This window comes from Streptomyces sp. NPDC050743 (assembly GCF_044456925.1).
Lineage (GTDB): Bacteria > Actinomycetota > Actinomycetes > Streptomycetales > Streptomycetaceae > Streptomyces.
On record NZ_JBITGJ010000001.1, the window covers coordinates 311,963 to 330,262 of the forward strand.

Sequence of the window (18,300 nt, forward strand, 5' to 3'; positions counted from 1 at the left end):
CCCCGCTCAGTTCGCCTGCCGATCGGTGATGATCAGACCCTACAAGCCGGGTCCGACATCGGCCCCGCAGTTTCTCCAACGTACGGGGGCCATTTCGATGATTCCCGGGCGGCGGGATTTCCACCCCGCCGCCCGGGCCGCATCGAGTACCCCCTGGCCCGCTCACCCGCCCGACAGGACCCTGACCAGGTCTTCTGCGGTGCGGCAGCGGTCCAGCAGTTCCTTGACGTGATTTCGCGTTCCGCGTAGCGGTTCCAGGGTTGGAACGCGCTGGAGGGAGTCGCGGCCGGGGAGGTCGAAGATGACCGAGTCCCAGCTCGCCGCGGCGACGTCGTCGGCGTACTGCTCCAGGCAGCGGCCGCGGAAGTAGGCGCGGGTGTCCTCCGGCGGCTTGGTGCGGGCCCTGTCGACCTCGGACTCGTCCAGGAGGCGCTTCATGCGGCCGCGGGCCGCGAGGCGGTTGTAGAGGCCCTTCTCGGCGCGTACGTCGGCGTACTGGAGGTCGACGAGGTGGAGGCGGGCGGCGTCCCAGTCGAGGTTGTCGCGGCGGCGGTAGCCCTCCATCAGCTCGCGCTTGGCGACCCAGTCCAGCTCGCCCGCCAGGCTCATGGGGTCGTTCTCGAGCCGCGTGAGAGTGTCTTCCCAGCGGGTCAGGACGTCCTTGGTCTGGTCGTCGGCGTCGGCGCCGTAGCGCTCCTCGACGTATTTGCGTGACAGCTCGTAGTACTCCATCTGGAGCTGGACGGCTGTGAGGGTCCGGCCGCTACGTAGGGTGATCAGGCGTTTCAGGGAGGGGTCGTGGGACACCTGGTGCAATGTCCGTACCGGCTGGTCGACCGCCAGGTCCACGGCGATGAAGCCGTCCTCGATCATGGACAGGACCAGGGAGGTCGTGCCCAGTTTGAGGTAGGTGGAGATCTCGGAGAGGTTGGCGTCGCCGATGATCACGTGGAGGCGGCGGTATTTCTCCGCGTCCGCGTGGGGTTCGTCGCGCGTGTTGATGATGGGGCGCTTGAGCGTGGTCTCGAGGCCGACCTCGACTTCGAAGTAGTCGGCGCGCTGGCTGAGCTGGAAGCCGTGTTCGTGGCCGTCCTGGCCGATGCCGACGCGGCCGGCGCCGGCGAAGACCTGGCGGGAGACGAAGAAGGGGGTCAGGTGGCGCACGATGTCCGAGAAGGGGGTTTCCCGCTTCATCAGGTAGTTCTCGTGCGTGCCGTAGCTGGCGCCCTTGTTGTCGGTGTTGTTCTTGTAGAGGTGGATGGGCTGGGCGCCGGGGAGCTGGGCGGCTCGTTCGGCGGCCTCGGCCATGATGCGTTCGCCGGCCTTGTCCCAGAGGACGGCGTCGCGGGGGTTGGTGACCTCGGGGGCGCTGTATTCGGGGTGGGCGTGGTCGACGTAGAGGCGCGCACCGTTGGTGAGGATGACGTTGGCGAGGCCGATGTCCTCGTCGGTGAGCTGGCTGGCGTCGGCGGCTTCTCGGGCGAGGTCGAAGCCTCGTGCGTCCCGTAGCGGGTTCTCTTCCTCGAAGTCCCAGCGGGCCCGGCGGGCCCGGTGCATCGCCGCCGCGTAGGCGTTGACGATCTGGGACGAGGTGAGCATGGCATTGGCGTTGGGGTGGCCGGGGACGGAGATCCCGTACTCCGTCTCGATGCCCATTACTCGCCGTACGGTCATGCGGCCCTCCTTGCCCGGCGGCACCCTCGGTCGTGGGCGCCGCTCACGTCCCGCTTGCGCTCCGGTGCGTGTGCGGTGCCCGTCCCCGCACTGCGCGACTCGGCGGTAGGAACGAGCCTAGAACGCCTATGCGCTGGTGGGGAGATCATTTGCGTCATTGGCTGCTCCGGTCGTGGCCTGAAAACGCGAGGGCTGCGGGTACCCGGTGAGGGCACCCGCAGCCGCCCTGGTGTTACAGGTACTGACCGGTGTTGGCCACCGTGTCGATGGAGCGTCCGGTGTCCGCGCCCTGCTTTCCGGTGATGAGGGTACGGATGTAGACGATCCGTTCGCCCTTCTTTCCGGAGATGCGGGCCCAGTCGTCGGGGTTGGTGGTGTTGGGGAGGTCTTCGTTCTCCTTGAACTCGTCCACGCAGGCCTGGAGGAGGTGGGAGACGCGGAGGCCCTTCTGGTTCTTTTCGAGGAAGTCCTTGATCGCCATTTTCTTGGCGCGTCCGACGATGTTTTCGATCATGGCGCCGGAGTTGAAGTCCTTGAAGTAGAGGACTTCCTTGTCGCCGTTGGCGTAGGTGACTTCCAGGAAGCGGTTCTCCTCGGATTCGGCGTACATCTGCTCGACCGCCGTCTGGATCATGCTCTGGACGGTGGTCTCCTTGCTGCCGCCGTGCTCGCTGAGGTCGTCGGCGTGCAGGGGGAGGCGCTCGGTGAGGTACTTGCCGAAGATGTCCTTGGCGGCCTCGGCGTCGGGACGCTCGATCTTGATCTTCACGTCGAGGCGGCCGGGGCGCAGGATGGCGGGGTCGATCATGTCCTCGCGGTTGGAGGCGCCGATGACGACCACGTTCTGCAGGCCTTCCACGCCGTCGATCTCGGCGAGGAGCTGGGGGACGATGGTGTTCTCCACGTCCGAGCTGACGCCGGAGCCTCGGGTGCGGAAGAGGGACTCCATCTCGTCGAAGAAGACGATCACGGGGGTGCCCTCGCTGGCCTTCTCGCGGGCACGCTGGAAGACGAGGCGGATCTGCCGCTCGGTTTCGCCGACGTACTTGTTGAGCAGCTCGGGGCCCTTGATGTTGAGGAAGAAGCTCTTGCCGGCGGCTTGGCCGGTGACCTCGGCGACCTTCTTGGCGAGTGAGTTCGCGACGGCCTTGGCGATGAGTGTCTTGCCGCAGCCGGGGGGGCCGTAGAGGAGGACGCCCTTGGGCGGGCGCAGCTCGTGCTCCTTGAACAGGTCCGGGTAGAGGTAGGGCAGCTCGACCGCGTCGCGGATGGCCTCGATCTGGTTGCCGAGTCCGCCGATCTGGTCGTAGCCGATGTCCGGGACCTCTTCGAGGACGAGTTCTTCGACCTCGCTCTTGGGGACGACCTCGTAGACGTAGCCGGAGCGGGGTTCGAGCAGGAGGGCGTCGCCGGCGCGGATGGTGGTGCCGAGCAGTGGTTCGGCGAGCCGTACGACCCGTTCCTCGTCGGTGTGTCCCAGTACGAGGGCGCGCTCGCCGTCCTCGAGGATTTCCTTGAGGGTGACGATGTCGCCGACGCTCTCGAACTCCATGGCTTCGACCACGTTGAGCGCTTCGTTGAGCATGACTTCCTGGCCGCGCCTGAGGTCGTCGAGGTCGACGCTCGGGCTGACGTTCACCCGGAGTTTGCGGCCGCCGGTGAAGATGTCGGCGGTGCCATCCTCGTTTGCCTGCAGGAAGACGCCGAAGCCGGCGGGCGGCTGGGCGAGCCGGTCGACCTCTTCCTTGAGGGCCACGATCTGGTCGCGGGCCTCGCGGAGGGTGTTGGCCAGCCGTTCGTTCTGGGCGGACACGCCGGCCAGGTTCGTCTGCAGCTCGACGATCCGCTCTTCGAGAATCCTCGTGTGTCGCGGAGAGTCGGCGAGCTTGCGTCGCAGGACGGCGATCTCCTGCTCAAGGTAGGCGATCTGCCCGGCCGGGTCGTCGGACCCTCGTCCCGGGCGGATGCCGCGGTTCATGTCGTCGTCGTGGGCTGCCACGGTCCTCACCTCCTCCAAGGGGAGCTGGACGCTTCCAGACCCTACCTGGGTGGGTGTCGATTGAAACCCCTAGATCACAAAGACTGTCAAGGTGTGTCGTCGGTCACCCGTTGCGGTCTCCCTCGCACGGAGGGGATACCCACTCAACGTGATACGGAAGCAGCTTGTTCCGGGCATCGGGTGGTCAAAACCCTTCAGGAGTGGCCGGAGTTGTCCACTCCGGGCGCGTGGGCCCGGTGGTGGGCAGCGCGCGGCGCGCTCGCGCGTTTCATCACGCAGAGCGACGGTCCGGGCGGGGGGTGTCACGGTCGGCCTGGCTTGAAGTGGTGGGTGCCGTGGCCGGGGGCTGTCTCTGTCCTGGTCGAGCGCTGGTACCCGAGGGGGCGGGGGTGGAAACCCGGTACCGGCGGAAGGTGGCCGGATTGCGGGCGGAGGTAGGGTCGGGGGTGTTCAACAGCCGCTGGTGCGGACCCGGCTGGCCCTGGTGGTGCCGGCTCCGCCCGGCGTTCCGACGGCAGGAGAGGTGACCGTGCAGCAGGAGGCCCCGGGCGGGGAGGCGCTGGAGGTCTGGATCGACCAGGATCTGTGTACCGGTGACGGGATCTGCGCCCAGTACGCCCCTGAGGTGTTCGAGCTGGACATCGACGGGCTGGCCTATGTGAAGGGCGCGGACGAGGAGCTGCTGCAGGCGGTGGGTGCGGCGGCGCCGGTGCCGTTGCCGCTGCTGGCGGATGTGGTGGATTCGGCGCGGGAGTGTCCCGGCGAGTGCATTCATGTGCGCCGGGTTTCGGACAGGGTCGAGGTGTACGGGCCCGACGCGGAGTGAGTCCGGGCCGGGCCCCGGGTCAGACGCTGTGGGTGGCGGCGGGGGTGGAGCGGATGAACGCGGTGCCGTTCCAGTGCCACTTGGCCGGGGTTTTCGTGTCGGGGCAGCAGTTGGGGACGGCGTCGGAGGAGTAGCCGAGCAGGGTGGCGGCGACGGTGCCCGCGTGGATCGAGAAGTCGCTGACGGTGAGCCGGTCCTCGGGGTCGACGAGGGTGGCGACCACGCGTGGTTGGTCGCTGTCGGTGGAGCGGGTGAGGACGTAGACGCCGTCGGGCGGTGTGCCCATGGCGGAGTCGCAGTGCACCACTGCGACGGTTTCGGGTCTGCCGTCGCCGTCGAGGTCTCCGGTGGCTTTCTTGGCGACCACGGCTTTGACGGGCCCGCACTGCAGGGGGAAGTCCACGCCGGTGGTGCTGGGTGGTGCGACGGCCGCGGGGGCGGACTTGGTGTGTGTGCCGCCCGGGGCCTGGGCGGCCGTGGCCGATCCGGGCTGTACGACGGAGGAGAGGGCGACGACGCCGGCGACGGCCGTGGCGGTGGCGACCCAGTGGATGGGCCGGGTCTGCGTGTGGGCGAGCTCCGGAACGGCGGATGACTGCACTAGGAGTGTCTCCTGTGAGGGCTGTGCCGGTGGGGGTGGCCAGCATGGTGCCACACGTCACAGTGCGGGGGAACGGCGGGGTCGGGGATTCCCGCAGGCGGGGGCCCGCGCGTGTAAGGGGCGTACGAGACGCGGGCTGGGGAGTCCTGGTGCCCTGTCAACGGACGGGCGCCGTGCCCGAGTTCCCGTCGGTGGGCGGGAACTCGGGCACGGCGCCGTCGCGTTGTGCCGTGTGCGGGGTGGTTCAGCGGCCGGCGCCGCCGTCGGCGTTGGGGCCGGCGTAGTCCTCGCCGTAGGCGCCCTTGGCGGGGCGGCGGCGGCGCATGGGCGGCTCGACGCCGTCGGCGAGGCGGCGGGCGGTGAGCAGGAAGCCGGTGTGGCCGATCATGCGGTGGTCGGGGCGTACGGCCAGGCCCTCGATGTGCCAGTTGCGGATCATGGTCTCCCAGGAGGTCGGCTCGTTGAAGCAGCCGATCTCCCGGATGGACTCCACGGTCCGGGCGAGCTGGGTGGTGGTGGCCACGTAGCAGCACAGGATGCCGCCGGGGACGAGTGCCTTGGAGACGGCCTCCAGGCATTCCCAGGGGGCGAGCATGTCGAGGATGACGCGGTCGACGTCGGTGTCGGACAGGTTGTCCTGGAGGTCGCCGACGGTGAGCTGCCAGGCGGGGTGGGGGCCGCCGAAGTAGCGTTCCACGTTCTGCTTGGCGATCTCGGCGAAGTCCTCGCGGCGCTCGTAGGAGTGCAGCATGCCCTGGTCGCCGATGGCGCGCAGCAGGAAGCTGCTGAGCGAGCCGGAGCCGACGCCGGCCTCGACGACGCGTGCGCCGGGGAAGATGTCGGCGAAGGCGAGGATCTGCCCCGCGTCCTTGGGGTAGACGACGGCTGCCCCGCGGGGCATGGACAGGACGTAGTCGGGGAGCAGGGGGCGCAGCGCGAGGTAGGCGACGTTGCCGGTGGTGCGGACAACGCTGCCCTCGGGAGCGCCGATCAGTTCGTCGTGCGGGAAGGAACCCTTGTGGGTGTGGAAGTTCTTCCCTGCTTCGAGCGTGAACGTGTAGTGGCGGCCCTTGGGGTCGGTCAGCTGTACCTGGTCCCCGACCTTGAAGGGCCCGCGTCTGCGGGCGGCACCGGTCGGTTCGGACATGTGACCAGCGTACCGGGTCCCTGCCGGGGGTTTGGCCGACGGAGGGTGGGGGCGGTGCGTGCGGGCCGGGCGGTGGTCCGTCCGGTACGGGGCGTTACGAGGCGGGCCGTGCCATCGCCTTGACGAAGGCCCGCTCGACGTCCGCCGCCGACAGGACGCCGTAGATCTCGCCGGTTTCCTCGACGACGAGGTATTCGGTGGCGGGGGTGGCGCGCAGGACGTCGAGGAGTTCTTCTCCGGCGAGTTCGGCGGAGACGCGCATGCCGTCGGTGAGCTCCTGGGCGAGGCCGCTGACGGCGACCCAGGGGCGGCGGTGTTCGGGTACGCCGACGATGGCGGACTCACGGACCAGGGAGATGGGGTTGCCGTGGGCGTCGACGACGACCAGGGCGCGGGCGCCGGCGGCGTTGGCGCGGCGCAGGGCCTCGGAGAGGGGGGTGTCGGTCTGGACGGGGACGGCCCGCCGGGTGAGGGTGCGGGCGCGCAGTTCGGGGAGGTGTTCGCGCAGGCGGGCCATGCGCAGGCTGTTGCCGGCGCCGGTCCAGATGATCGCGGCGAGGATGGCGGCGAGCAGGGCGTCGGTGACGGTGTCCATGCCGCCCGTGTCCTCGCTGCCGCCGCCGAGGGCGCCGGACTGGTTGAGCAGCGGCAGGCCGATCAGGACGGCGACGGCGAGGGCGCGGCCGACCCAGGCGGCGGCGACGGTGCCGCTCATGGGTTTGCCGGTGATGGCCCAGACGACGGCGCGGAGCATGCGGCCGCCGTCGAGGGGCAGGCCGGGGAGGAGGTTGAAGATCGCCACGATGAGGTTGGAGATCATCAGGCCGGCGAGCAGGACGCCGGGTACGGTGCCGGGCTCGACGGGTTTCATGGCGAGGTAGAACAGTCCGGCGAGGACGAGGGAGAGCAGCGGGCCGACGAAGGCCAGGACGAATTCCCGGCCCGGGGTCTCGGCCTCCTTCTCGATCTCGGAGACGCCGCCGAAGAACTGCAGCTGGATGCGGCGGACCGGGAGCTTGAAGCGGATCGCGGCGACCGTGTGGGCCAGCTCGTGGACCAGCACGGAGGCGTAGAAGGCGACGGCGAAGAACAGGGAGACCAGGTAGCGGGCGGCGCCGAGCTCGGGCAGCACGCGGTCGAGCTGGCCGCCGAAGACCCAGGTGATGAGCGCGGCGACGAGGAACCAGCTGGGCGCGACGTACACCGGCACGCCGAAGGGGCGGCCCATGAGGATCCCGCCACCGGGTTCCTTGGGCCGTGGCTGGGGCGGCTCGCCCTTGGCGATTCCGGAGTGGGCGAGGGTGCGGTGCTGCTCGGGGTGCGATGCGTGCCGGGTGCCGGGGGCGGTTTCGGGTTCTGCGGGGGTGGGGGCCGGGGCGGTCGTATCGCGGTGCGGGGTCTCCGAGCTCCCGGTTGTGCCGGTCGGAGCGCTGGTGCCGGTGGCCTCCGGGCCGGCGGTGGGTTCCTCGGCGCCCGCGCCGTCACCGGTGCCGGTCGCATCGGGGCGGCCCGCGGCGCCGGTCGCGTCCGAGCCGCTGGTGCCGTCCGAGCCGCTGGTGCCGGTCCCGCCGGTGCCACCCGGCACGCCGCTGGTGCCGGCCGTACCCTCCGCAGGCAGAGGGCTCGGGGCGGCCGGGTGGTCGGGGGTGTGTCGCTTGTCGTCGGTCCCGGCCCGGCTGTGGTCCGTGGTGGGCTGCGGCTCCGGGGCCGCATGGTCGGTGCGGTCGGCCGTCGGGGCCGTTGGACCTGCGGGGTGCTCGGCCGGCTTGTCGTTGCCGGACCGCGGCTGCCCGCTCCCGCCGCTCACGTCCACGGTGTCCCCTCGTTCGAAGCGTCTTCCGTACCTGCCGGACGGAAGGGTCTCTGGTCGATGGTATGCGGCCTTGGTGACGCGTTTCGCCCCGGCACCCTTCGAGTTTGCCCAGTGGTCGCGCGGCCCGGTGCGGCGGCGGCTGGGTCACTGTCAGTGGTGGGCCGTAAGGTCTGTGGACATGGACAGCAGCATCGAGGACGCGGGAGCCCTGCCGGGCGGCGCCGAGCAGACGGATCCGGCCGAGGCGCCGCAACCGACGCCCACGGCGGCTTCGGTGCCGGCGCCCGCGACAGCCGTGGAGGCCGCCGAGCCGGACTCGGCCGTGCCGGCTCCGCCGGAGGCCGGTGCCGAGCGCGTCGCCATCCCGCCCACCTCCCTGTCCCCGTCCCGGGCCGGCGATTTCATGCAGTGCCCGCTGCTGTACCGGTTCCGGGTGATCGACCGGCTGCCGGAGAAGCCGAGCGCGGCGGCGACCCGGGGCACGCTGGTGCACGCGGTGCTGGAGCGGCTGTTCGACGCGCCCGCGGCGGAGCGGACCGCGCCGCGGGCGAAGGCGCTGATCCCGGGCCAGTGGGACCGGCTGCGGGAGAGCAGGCCGGAGCTCATGGAGCTGTTCGCGGACGACGCTGACGGGGAGCGGATGGCCGGGTGGCTTCAGGAGGCCGAGCAACTGGTCGAGCGCTGGTTCACGCTGGAGGATCCGACGCGGTTGGAGCCGGCCGAGCGGGAGCTGTTCGTGGAGGCCGAGCTGGAGTCGGGGCTGCGGCTGCGCGGGATCATCGACCGGGTGGATGTGGCGCCGACCGGTGAGGTGCGGATCGTCGACTACAAGACGGGGAAGGCGCCGCGGCCGGAGTACTCCGAGGGCGCGCTGTTCCAGATGAAGTTCTACGCGCTGGTGGTGTGGCGGCTGAAGGGGGTCGTGCCGCGGCGGCTGCAGCTGGTGTATCTGGGCAGCGGGGATGTGCTGACGTACGACCCGGTGCTCGCCGACCTGGAGCGGGTGGAGCGCAAGCTGCACGCGCTGTGGGACGCCATCCGGCAGGCCACGGAGAGTGGGGAGTGGCGGCCGCGCCCGACGAAGCTGTGCGGCTGGTGCGATCACCAGGCGCACTGCCCGGAGTTCGGCGGCACTCCCCCGCCGTATCCGCTCCCGGTGAGGGCGCGCGAATCCGGGAGTGTGTCGCAGGGCAGAATGGGCCCGGACTAGCGAAGGAGTGTCACGTGGCCATCCGTGTCCTACTGGTCGACGACCAGCCCCTGCTGCGTACGGGTTTCCGGATGATCCTTGAGGCCGAGCAGGACATCGCGGTCGTGGGCGAGGCCGGCGACGGTCTGCAGGCCCTCGATCAGGTGCGGGCCCTGCAGCCGGACGTGGTGCTGATGGACATCCGTATGCCGCGGATGGACGGGGTGGAGGCGACCCGGCAGATCACCGGACCCGACCGGTCCGGTCCGGCGAAGGTGCTGGTGCTGACCACGTTCGATCTGGACGAGTACGTGGTGGAGGCGCTGCGGGCCGGGGCGAGCGGCTTTCTGCTGAAGGACGCGCCCGCCAACGAGCTGGTGCAGGCGATCCGGGTGGTGGCGGCAGGTGAGGCGATGCTGGCGCCGAGCATCACGCGCCGGCTGCTGGACAAGTACGCCACGCATCTGCCCTCCGGCGAGGAGCCGGTGCCGGACACGCTGAACACCCTCACCGACCGCGAGGTGGAGGTGCTGAAGCTGGTGGCGCGCGGTCTGTCCAACGCGGAGATCGCCGCCGACCTGTTCGTCAGTGAGACCACCGTCAAGACGCATGTCGGGCATGTGCTGACCAAGCTGGGTCTCAGGGACCGGGTGCAGGCGGCGGTGTACGCGTACGAGAGCGGTCTGGTGCGCCCCGGCGCGCAGTGAGCGGTCACGTCGGTACGACGGCCAAGGGCGCCCCTCCCGTGCGGAGATGGGCGCCCTTGGCGTCAAGTGGCGTCAGCTCTTGCTGAGTTCCCAGAACCGGAACACCGTGGAGGCGTCCAGGCAGTACTCCAGGCCGTAGACGCCGTCGCGGACGACCGCGTACTGCTTGGCCTGCCAGACGGGCAGGACGGGCAGTTCGGTGGCGACGATGTTCTGCAGCCGCCCGAAGTACTTGTCGGTGGCGCCCCGGTCGCTCTGCGCGGCGGTGTCGGGGATGAGGGTGCCGGTGATGGTGCGGTTGCTGTAGTTGTTGTCCAGCACGTTGCCCTTGCCGAAGAAGGGGGCGGTGAAGTTGTCGGCGTCCGGGTAGTCGGGGACCCAGCCCTTGACGTAGACGCCGTACTTGCCGGCCGCGATGTCCTTCTCGTACTGGTCGAAAGCGACCGACTTGACGTCGGCGTCGAACAGGCCGCTGGCGTTGAGCTGTCCGGCGATGGCCTTCAGCTCCTCGTCGGTGGCGGGGCCGTAACGCGACGGCGTGGACCACAGCCTGAGCCTGACCTTGCCGGTGATGCCGTCGGCGCGCAGTGCGGCGGCGGCCTTGGCCTGGGAGGGGCGGGCGCCGTAGGTGTCGAAGAAGGCCGTGTTGTGGCCGACGATGCCCGCCGGGATGATCGAGTACAGCGGGGTGGCGGTGCCCTGGTAGACGTTCTTCATGAGGGCGTCGCGGTCGACGAGGTAGGCCAGGGCCTTGCGGACGCCGAGTTTTCCGGCGACCGGGTCGTTCATGTTGAAGACCAGGTGCTGGACTTCGGCGCTGCTGCCCTCGATGACGTCGACGCCCTTGCCGTCCTGCCCGTCGAGGCCGGCGATGTCGGAGGCGGACAGGCCTCGGTAGGCGATGTCGACGTTGCCGTCGAGGAGGGCCTTCTTCAGGCCGGCGCGGTCGCCGTGGAAGAACTTCATGGTGACGCCGGAGTTCTTGACCTTGGCGGTGCCCTGGTAGTTGCCGTTGACGGAGAAGACCGCCTGGTCCTTGCCGAAGGAGTCCAGTTTGTAGGGGCCGGATCCGATGGCCTTGTGGTCGGTGCGCAGGCCGTTGGCGTCGTACTGGCGGTGGTCGACGATGGAGCCGGCACCGGAGGCGATCTTGCTGGGGAAGGTCGCGTCGGAGGACTTCAGGTGGAAGACGACCGTCTTGGCGTCCGGGGTGTCGACGCTGCCGAGCATCGGGAACATGATCGCGGGCCCCGAGGGGTCGTTGATCTTCAGCATGCGGTCGAAGGAGAACTTGACGTCCTTCGAGGTGAGCGGGTCACCGTTGCTGAACTTCAGGTCGTCCTTGAGCGTGCACTGGTAGACCGTGGCCCGGGAGTCGGTGAAGGTGCACTGCCTGGCCAGTTCGGGCTGGGGTTCGGTGCCGCCCTTGGGGAAGCTGAGCAGCGTCTGGAAGACGTTGTCGAACAACAGCCAGGAGCCGGGGTCGTAGCCGGAGGCCGGGTCTGTGGCGAGGACGTCGTCGGACATCCCCATCACCACGGAGTTGCCGGTACCCCCGGAATCACCGGAACCCGAGCCACAGCCGGTCAGCAGGCCGAAGGCCAGCCCCGCCACGATGGGCAGGACTGGCCACTGGTTGCGCATGTTCACTTGAAATGTGCCTTGTCGTCGGTTCGTCCCCCGGGACCACCGTCCTGGCCTCGGGTTGTCCGGGCGGCCGTCCCCGGCCCCCCGGACGGGAGAGCCGTCAGCCGCTCACACCGCGGCCGAGCTCCCACAGCTGAAGCGTCGAAGAGGAGTTGAGGGCGTAGGCGACACCCGTGATGTCGTCCCGGGCGGCGACGTACTGCTTGCCCTGCCACAGCGGCAGGACCGGGACGTCCTCGGCGACGATGTCCTGGATCTGCGTCAGGCTCTTGCCGGCGTTGAGCCGGTCGGCCTCGCGGCGGGACTGAGGGATCAGGGTGCGCTGGATGGTGCTGTTGGAGTACGGGGAGCCGAGGAAGTTGTCCTTGTCGAGGAAGGGCGCGAGGAAGTTGTCGGCGTCGGGGAAGTCGGGGAACCAGCCCATGCCGTAGACGTCGTACTGGCCCTTCTGCTCGGCGGGCCGGAAGGTGTCCCAGGGGTGGCCCTGGATGGAGGCGTCGAACAGGCCGCTGTCGTTGAGCTGCTTCTGCAGGACCTCGAACTCCTTCTTGGTGGCGGAGCCGTAGTGGTCGGTGGTGTAGTGCAGGGTCAGCTTGACCGGGGTGGTGATGCCGGCCCTGGTCAGCAGGTTCTTGGCCTTGGCGACGCTGGGGTTGCCGTACTTGTTGAAGAACGAGTTGGAGTGGCCGGTGACGGTGGCGGGGACGAGCGAGTACAGCGGCTCGGCCTGGGTGCCGTAGACCTTGGAGACGATTTCCGCGCGGTTGATGAGCTGGGCCATGGCCTGGCGTACGGCCTTGGACTTCACGCTCGGCGCGTCGGTGTTGAAGGCGAGGTAGCGGATCTCCAGGCCCGGCATGTCGACCAGGTCGGCCTTGTCGTCGCTGCCGGCGTCCAGCTTCTGGATCTGGGCGGGCGACATGGTGCGGGTCATGACGTCGATGTCACCCTTGTCGATGGCGGCGCCCATGGCCTCGGCGTCGTCGAAGGAGCGCAGTTCGACCTTGTCGTTGTTCACCTTGAAGTACCCCTTGTAGTTGGGGTTCTTGGTGAAGGTGGCGGTGGTGATCGCGTTGCCGCTGACGTCGGCGTGGAAGGAGTAGGGGCCGGAGCCGTCGACCTCGAAGCCGTTGCGGAGCTTGTCCTTCTCGTAGTCCTTCGGGTTGATGATGCCCGCGACCGGGGTGGACAGCTTGTACGGGAAGGTGGCATCGGCGGTCTTGAGGTGGAAGATGACCTCGCTGTCGCCCTGCGTCTCGATGGTGTCGAGGGTGCTCAGCAGGGAGGAGACACCGCTGCTGGACTTGATGCGCAGGGCGCGCTCGATGGAGTACTTGACGTCCTGGGCGGTCACCTGGTCGCCGTTGGCGAACTTCAGGCCGTCGCGGAGCTTGCAGGCGTAGCGCTCGCTGCCGGTGTCGGTGAAGGAGCAGCTCTCGGCCGCGTCCGGGACGGGGTCGCCCTCGCCCTTGGGCTGGGCCATCAGGGTCTGCACGGTCTGGCGCAGGATGTTCCAGGTGCCGACGTCGTAGGCGTAGGCGGGGTCGAGGGGCGCCGGGGCGTCGCTGGTGGTGGTGAACCGGTCCGTGGTGCCGACGACGATGGCGTCACCGCTCTTGCTCCCGCTGTCGGCTCCGCCGCACGCGGCGAGAACCGGGGTGAGCAGGCCGGCCACCGCCGGCAGCACCAGAGTCTTGCGGTTCATGCGGGAGTTTCTCCAGAGCTGTTCGGGTCCGTGTATCCGGCATGCAGGGGTGGTGCGGCGGATCACGGGGGGTTGCGGCGATGTTCTCGCGATGAGATTAGTCCGCGCCCGCAGGAGGGTTCACGGCCCCGTGAGTTGATCCCCCATCACGCAGTGAAACCAGGTGCGGACGCACCGAAAACCCGACAGCGGCAGGATTAGTGCAGCATCCCATCAATCGGGACACAAAGACTCGCCGTTCCGGGCCGAACAGGTCCGTTCAGCACACTTGACCCGGGTTGTCGAGAGCGGCCGGGGTGGGGAACGTCACACCCCCAACTGTGTGGGGAGTCAGTGGAATTCGGCCGGATGGCCGACTGTGAATTCCACTCGGGTGTACTTCCCCGGAAATTTGTCCAACCGGGCCAATGGACTTTTCACGCTGGGTGAACGGCTAGAGCATTTCCGTCATCAGGCCGCGCAGAAATGCCAGGTCGACCTCTTCCAGAGAGGTCACCACAGTGCGTCCCGCGGCCGGGCTGATGGGGGCGACGGAGGGTACGGCGACGACGCGGCAGCCCGCGGCCTCGGCGGCGGCGACACCGGTCGCCGTGTCCTCGACCACCGCGCATCTGTCCGGCCGGGCGTCGAGCCCCGCCGCTGCGAGCAGGTAGGGGTCGGGGAAGGGCTTGGTGCGCGAGACCTCGTCGCCGGCGACGGTCAGGGTGAAGTGGTGGGCGCCGAGGACGCTCAGCACGCGGTCGATGATGCGCCGGTGGGAGGCGGAGACCAGGGCCGTGGGGATGGACTGCTCGTGGAGTTCGGCGAGCAGGCGGGCGGCGCCCGGCATCAGCGGCAGTGCCCGGTCGATGCGGTCCTCGAAGCCCTCGTTGAGCAGCACGGTGAGTTCGGCGAGCGTGATGTCGGCGCCGGTGGCCTCGATGAGGAAGCCGGCGCTGCGGGTCATGGGTCCGCCGACCACGACGTGCCGCCAGGACGGGTCCAGGGTGTGGCCGAGCGTGGCGAAGACCTCGACCTCGACGTCCCACCAGAAACCCTCGGTGTCCACCAGGGTGCCGTCCATGTCGAGGAGCACCGCCTGCAGGGCGGAGCCTTCGGCCGTAAGGGTTCCGAGCGCGGGGACCGTGCTGGTCATCCGGGCGCACCTCCTTGAGGGACGATCAGGCCGGTTCCCGTCACAGGGAACCGGCCTGGTGGACCGACCAGTGTACGTCTCCGGCGCCCGAACCGCCTCGTTTACCACTCGCGCACGGGGGGTATGCCGAAAATCACCCTGACGCAGGCCAGAGGGCCGTTGCCGGGCGCCGTGAAGCCGACGGCACCGCGGCTGCGGCCAGACCCCCGTAGGGCTCAGCGGGCGTTGAAGTACTTCGCCTCCGGGTGGTGGATGACGATCGCGTCCGTCGACTGCTCGGGGTGCAGCTGGAACTCCTCGGACAGGTGGACGCCGATCCGCTCCGGCCGGAGCAGGTCCGCGATCTTCGCGCGGTCCTCCAGGTCGGGGCAGGCGCCGTAGCCGAGGGAGAAGCGGGCGCCGCGGTACTTCAGGGCGAACATGTCCTCCATCTCGGCCGGGTCCTCGCCGGCGAAGCCGAGCTCCGCGCGGACCCGGGCGTGCCAGTACTCGGCGAGCGCCTCCGCCAACTGGACGGACAGGCCGTGCAGTTCGAGGTAGTCGCGGTAGGAGTTGGCCTCGAAGAGCTTGGCGGCCTCCTCGCCGATGCGGGAGCCGACGGTGACGACCTGGAGGCCGACGACGTCGGTCTCTCCGGACTCCTCCGGGCGGAAGAAGTCGGCGAGGCACAGGCGGCGGCCGCGGCGCTGGCGCGGGAAGGTGAACCGGGTGCGTTCGTTGCCCTGCTCGTCCAGGATGATCAGGTCGTCGTCCTTGGACACGCAGGGGAAGTAGCCGTAGACGACGGCCGCTTCCAGCAGGTTCTCCGTCTGCAGCCGGTCCAGCAGGCCGCGCAGCCGCGGCCGGCCCTCGCTCTCCACCAGTTCCTCGTACGACGGTCCCTCGCCGGTGCGGGCCTGCTTCAGGCCCCACTGGCCCTTGAACAGGGCGCCCTCGTCGAGCCAACTCGCGTACTCCTTGAGCTGGATGCCCTTGACGATCCGGGTGTCCCAGAACGGCGGGGTCGGCACGGGGTTGTCGGTGGCGACGTCGGAGCGGACGTGCCCTTCCTCGGGGCGTTCCTCCACCTCGACGGAGGCCGTGGCCCGCACCCGGCGCTGGCGCAGCTCGGGCAGCTTGGCGCCCGGCACGCCGCGCTTGACGCCGATGAGGGCGTCCATCAGGCGCAGGCCCTCGAAGGCGTCGCGGGCGTAGCGGACCTCGCCCTCGTAGATCTCGTGCAGGTCCTGCTCGACATAGGCGCGGGTGAGGGCGGCGCCGCCGAGGATGACCGGGAAGCGGGCGGCGAGGCCGCGCTGGTTGAGCTCCTCCAGGTTCTCCTTCATGATCACCGTGGACTTCACCAGCAGCCCGGACATGCCGATGACGTCGGCGCGGTGCTCCTCGGCGGCCTCCAGGATCGCGGAGACCGGCTGCTTGATGCCCAGGTTGACGACGTTGTAGCCGTTGTTGGACAGGATGATGTCGACGAGGTTCTTGCCGATGTCGTGGACGTCGCCGCGCACGGTCGCCAGCACGATCGTGCCCTTGCCCTCGGCGTCCGACTTCTCCATGTGCGGTTCGAGGTAGGCGACGGCGGCCTTCATGACCTCGGCGGACTGCAGGACGAACGGCAGCTGCATCTGGCCGGAGCCGAACAGGTCGCCGACGACCTTCATGCCGTCCAGCAGGGTCTCGTTGACGATGTCGAGCGCCGGGCGGTCCCGCAGGGCCTCGTCGAGGTCGGCCTCCAGGCCGTTGCGCTCGCCGTCGATGATGCGCCGCTTGAGGCGCTCCTCCAGCGGCAGCGCGGCCAGCTCCTCGGCCTTGCCGGCCTTCAGGGACTTGGCGGTGGCGCCCTCGAAGAGCTGCATGAGCTTCTGCAGGGGGTCGTAGCCCTCGCCGCGGCGGTCGTAGATCAGATCCAGGGCCGTGGTGACCTGCTCCTCGTCGAAGCGGGCGATCGGCAGGATCTTGGAGGCGTGCACGATCGCCGAGTCCAGGCCCGCCTTCACGCACTCGTCCAGGAAGACGGAGTTCAGCAGGATGCGCGCGGCAGGGTTCAGGCCGAAGGAGATGTTCGACAGCCCCAGGGTGGTCTGCACGGCCGGGTGGCGCCGCTTGAGCTCGCGGATCGCCTCGATGGTGGCGAGGCCGTCCTTGCGGGACTCCTCCTGACCGGTGCAGATGGTGAAGGTCAGGGTGTCGATGAGGATGTCCTCCTCACGGATGCCCCAGTTCCCGGTCAGGTCGTCGATCAGCCGTTCGGCGATCTCGACCTTCTTCTCGGGGGTGCGGGCCTGGCCCTCCTCGTCGATGGTGAGCGCGATCAGGGCGGCGCCGTGCTCCCGGGCCAGCTTGGTGACCTTGGCGAACCGGGAGTCCGGGCCGGCGCCGTCCTCGTAGTTCACCGAGTTGATCACCGCGCGGCCGCCGAGCTTCTCCAGGCCCGCCTGGATGACGTCGACCTCGGTGGAGTCCAGGACGATCGGCAGGGTGGAGGCGGTGGCGAAGCGGCCGGCGAGTTCCTCCATGTCGGCGACGCCGTCCCGGCCGACGTAGTCCACGCACAGGTCGAGCATGTGCGCGCCCTCGCGGATCTGCTCCCGGGCCATCTCCACACAGTCGTCCCAGCGGCCCTCCAGCATGGCCTCGCGGAACTTCTTGGAGCCGTTGGCGTTGGTGCGCTCGCCGATGGCCAGGTAGGAGGTGTCCTGGCGGAACGGCACCGACTGGTAGAGGGAGGCCGCCCCCGGCTCCGGGCGCGGGTCGCGGGCGGGCGGGGTGAGGCCCTGGACGCGCTCGACGACCTGGCGCAGGTGCTCGGGGGTCGTACCGCAGCAGCCGCCGACCAGCGAGAGGCCGTACTCGCGGACGAAGGTCTCCTGGGCGTCGGCCAGCTCGGGCGCGGTCAGCGGGTAGTGGGCGCCGTCCTTGCCGAGGACGGGCAGGCCCGCGTTGGGCATGCAGGACAGCGGGATGCGGGCGTTGCGGGCGAGATAGCGCAGGTGCTCGCTCATCTCGGCCGGGCCGGTGGCGCAGTTCAGGCCGATCATGTCGATGCCGAGCGGCTCCAGCGCGGTGAGCGCGGCGCCGATCTCGGAGCCGAGGAGCATGGTGCCGGTGGTCTCGACGGTCACCGACACGATCACCGGCAGGTCCAGGCCGAGGGCGTCCAGGCCGCGGCGGGCGCCGAGGACGGCGGCCTTGGTCTGCAGCAGGTCCTGGGTGGTCTCCACGAGCAGCGCGTCGGCGCCGCCGGTGACCAGGCCCTCGGCGTTGCGCTGGTAGGCGTCGCGCAGGGTGGTGTACGGGGCGTGGCCCAGGGTGGGCAGCTTGGTGCCGGGGCCCATGGAGCCGAGGACCCAGCGCGGGCGGCCGTCCCCGGCGGTGAACTCGTCGGCGACCTCGCGGGCCACCCGGGCGCCGGCCTCGGACAGCTCGTGGACGCGCTCGGCGATGTCGTACTCGCCGAGGGCGGAGTGGTTGGCCCCGAAGGTGTTGGTCTCGACGCAGTCGACGCCCACGGCGAAGTACGCCTCGTGGACGGAGCGGACGATGTCGGGGCGGGTGAGGTTGAGGATCTCGTTGCAGCCCTCGAGCTGCTGGAAGTCGTCGAGTGTGGGTTCCTGGGCCTGGAGCATGGTGCCCATGGCTCCGTCGGCGACCACCACGCGGGTGGCGAGTGCCTCTCGGAGCGCGGACGCACGGGTCCGGCTGTCGGCGGAAGGGGACGGTGGCAACGAGGCCATGAAGGGGCTCCCTAGATGCGACGGCTGTCGGCTATGCGATGCCCCCGGCGGGTGGGGAGGCCGCACGGCGCCAGAGTAGCCGGGAGTCGGCTTGGATGGGCACCTGCGTCCACGAGGCGGACGCCG

12 protein-coding genes are annotated in these 18,300 nt (G+C 69.6%); 3 read left to right on the plus strand and 9 right to left on the minus strand.

From position 1 onward, the window contains the following. Positions 1 to 162: 162 nt before the first annotated feature. The gene (gene dop, locus ACIBJF_RS01500) at positions 163 to 1,674 is read right to left on the minus strand and encodes a depupylase/deamidase Dop (protein WP_399171610.1); all 1,512 of its coding nucleotides are present in this window, start codon (positions 1,672 to 1,674) and stop codon (positions 163 to 165) included. Positions 1,675 to 1,906: 232 nt separating this feature from the next. Then, on the minus strand, positions 1,907 to 3,673 hold the full coding sequence (gene arc / locus ACIBJF_RS01505) for a proteasome ATPase (RefSeq protein WP_351804202.1): 1,767 nt from the start codon (positions 3,671 to 3,673) through the stop codon (positions 1,907 to 1,909). Between the two features lie 523 nt (positions 3,674 to 4,196). Between arc and ACIBJF_RS01510 the strand changes: the two genes are divergently transcribed. Continuing rightward, the gene (locus tag ACIBJF_RS01510; protein ID WP_356311329.1) at positions 4,197 to 4,499 is read left to right on the plus strand and encodes a ferredoxin; all 303 of its coding nucleotides are present in this window, start codon (positions 4,197 to 4,199) and stop codon (positions 4,497 to 4,499) included. A gap of 19 nt (positions 4,500 to 4,518) precedes the next feature. Here ACIBJF_RS01510 and ACIBJF_RS01515 read toward each other — a convergent pair whose 3' ends face one another. The 3 genes from ACIBJF_RS01515 to ACIBJF_RS01525 form a co-directional block, all read right to left on the minus strand. Next, positions 4,519 to 5,100, minus strand: a complete 582-nt coding sequence (locus ACIBJF_RS01515; RefSeq protein ID WP_399171611.1) for a hypothetical protein — start codon at positions 5,098 to 5,100, stop codon at positions 4,519 to 4,521. A gap of 244 nt (positions 5,101 to 5,344) precedes the next feature. After that, positions 5,345 to 6,247, minus strand: a complete 903-nt coding sequence (locus tag ACIBJF_RS01520) for a tRNA (adenine-N1)-methyltransferase (protein WP_279553094.1) — start codon at positions 6,245 to 6,247, stop codon at positions 5,345 to 5,347. A 94-nt stretch (positions 6,248 to 6,341) separates the two neighbouring features. Further along, a complete protein-coding gene (locus tag ACIBJF_RS01525; RefSeq protein WP_399171612.1) occupies positions 6,342 to 8,060 on the minus strand; it encodes a site-2 protease family protein in 1,719 nt (572 codons plus the stop codon). Between the two features lie 178 nt (positions 8,061 to 8,238). Between ACIBJF_RS01525 and ACIBJF_RS01530 the strand changes: the two genes are divergently transcribed. After that, positions 8,239 to 9,270 carry a PD-(D/E)XK nuclease family protein gene (locus ACIBJF_RS01530; RefSeq protein WP_351804192.1) on the plus strand — a complete coding sequence of 344 codons (1,032 nt, stop codon included), beginning with the start codon at positions 8,239 to 8,241 and terminating at the stop codon, positions 9,268 to 9,270. Between the two features lie 14 nt (positions 9,271 to 9,284). Then, the gene (locus tag ACIBJF_RS01535) at positions 9,285 to 9,956 is read left to right on the plus strand and encodes a response regulator transcription factor (protein WP_228618649.1); all 672 of its coding nucleotides are present in this window, start codon (positions 9,285 to 9,287) and stop codon (positions 9,954 to 9,956) included. A 72-nt stretch (positions 9,957 to 10,028) separates the two neighbouring features. Here the strand turns inward: ACIBJF_RS01535 and ACIBJF_RS01540 are convergent, their stop codons facing one another. From ACIBJF_RS01540 to metH, 4 genes are all read right to left on the minus strand, one after another. Then, positions 10,029 to 11,606, minus strand: coding sequence for an ABC transporter substrate-binding protein (locus ACIBJF_RS01540; protein ID WP_399171613.1), 1,578 nt, complete (start codon positions 11,604 to 11,606; stop codon positions 10,029 to 10,031). A gap of 97 nt (positions 11,607 to 11,703) precedes the next feature. Next, positions 11,704 to 13,308 (minus strand): ABC transporter substrate-binding protein, encoded by a 1,605-nt coding sequence (locus ACIBJF_RS01545; RefSeq protein ID WP_399171615.1) that lies wholly within the window; start codon positions 13,306 to 13,308, stop codon positions 11,704 to 11,706. Positions 13,309 to 13,741: 433 nt separating this feature from the next. Continuing rightward, positions 13,742 to 14,443, minus strand: coding sequence for an HAD family phosphatase (locus ACIBJF_RS01550; protein ID WP_365330339.1), 702 nt, complete (start codon positions 14,441 to 14,443; stop codon positions 13,742 to 13,744). Between the two features lie 215 nt (positions 14,444 to 14,658). Next, the gene (gene metH, locus ACIBJF_RS01555) at positions 14,659 to 18,174 is read right to left on the minus strand and encodes a methionine synthase (protein ID WP_399171616.1); all 3,516 of its coding nucleotides are present in this window, start codon (positions 18,172 to 18,174) and stop codon (positions 14,659 to 14,661) included. Positions 18,175 to 18,300: the final 126 nt, after the last annotated feature.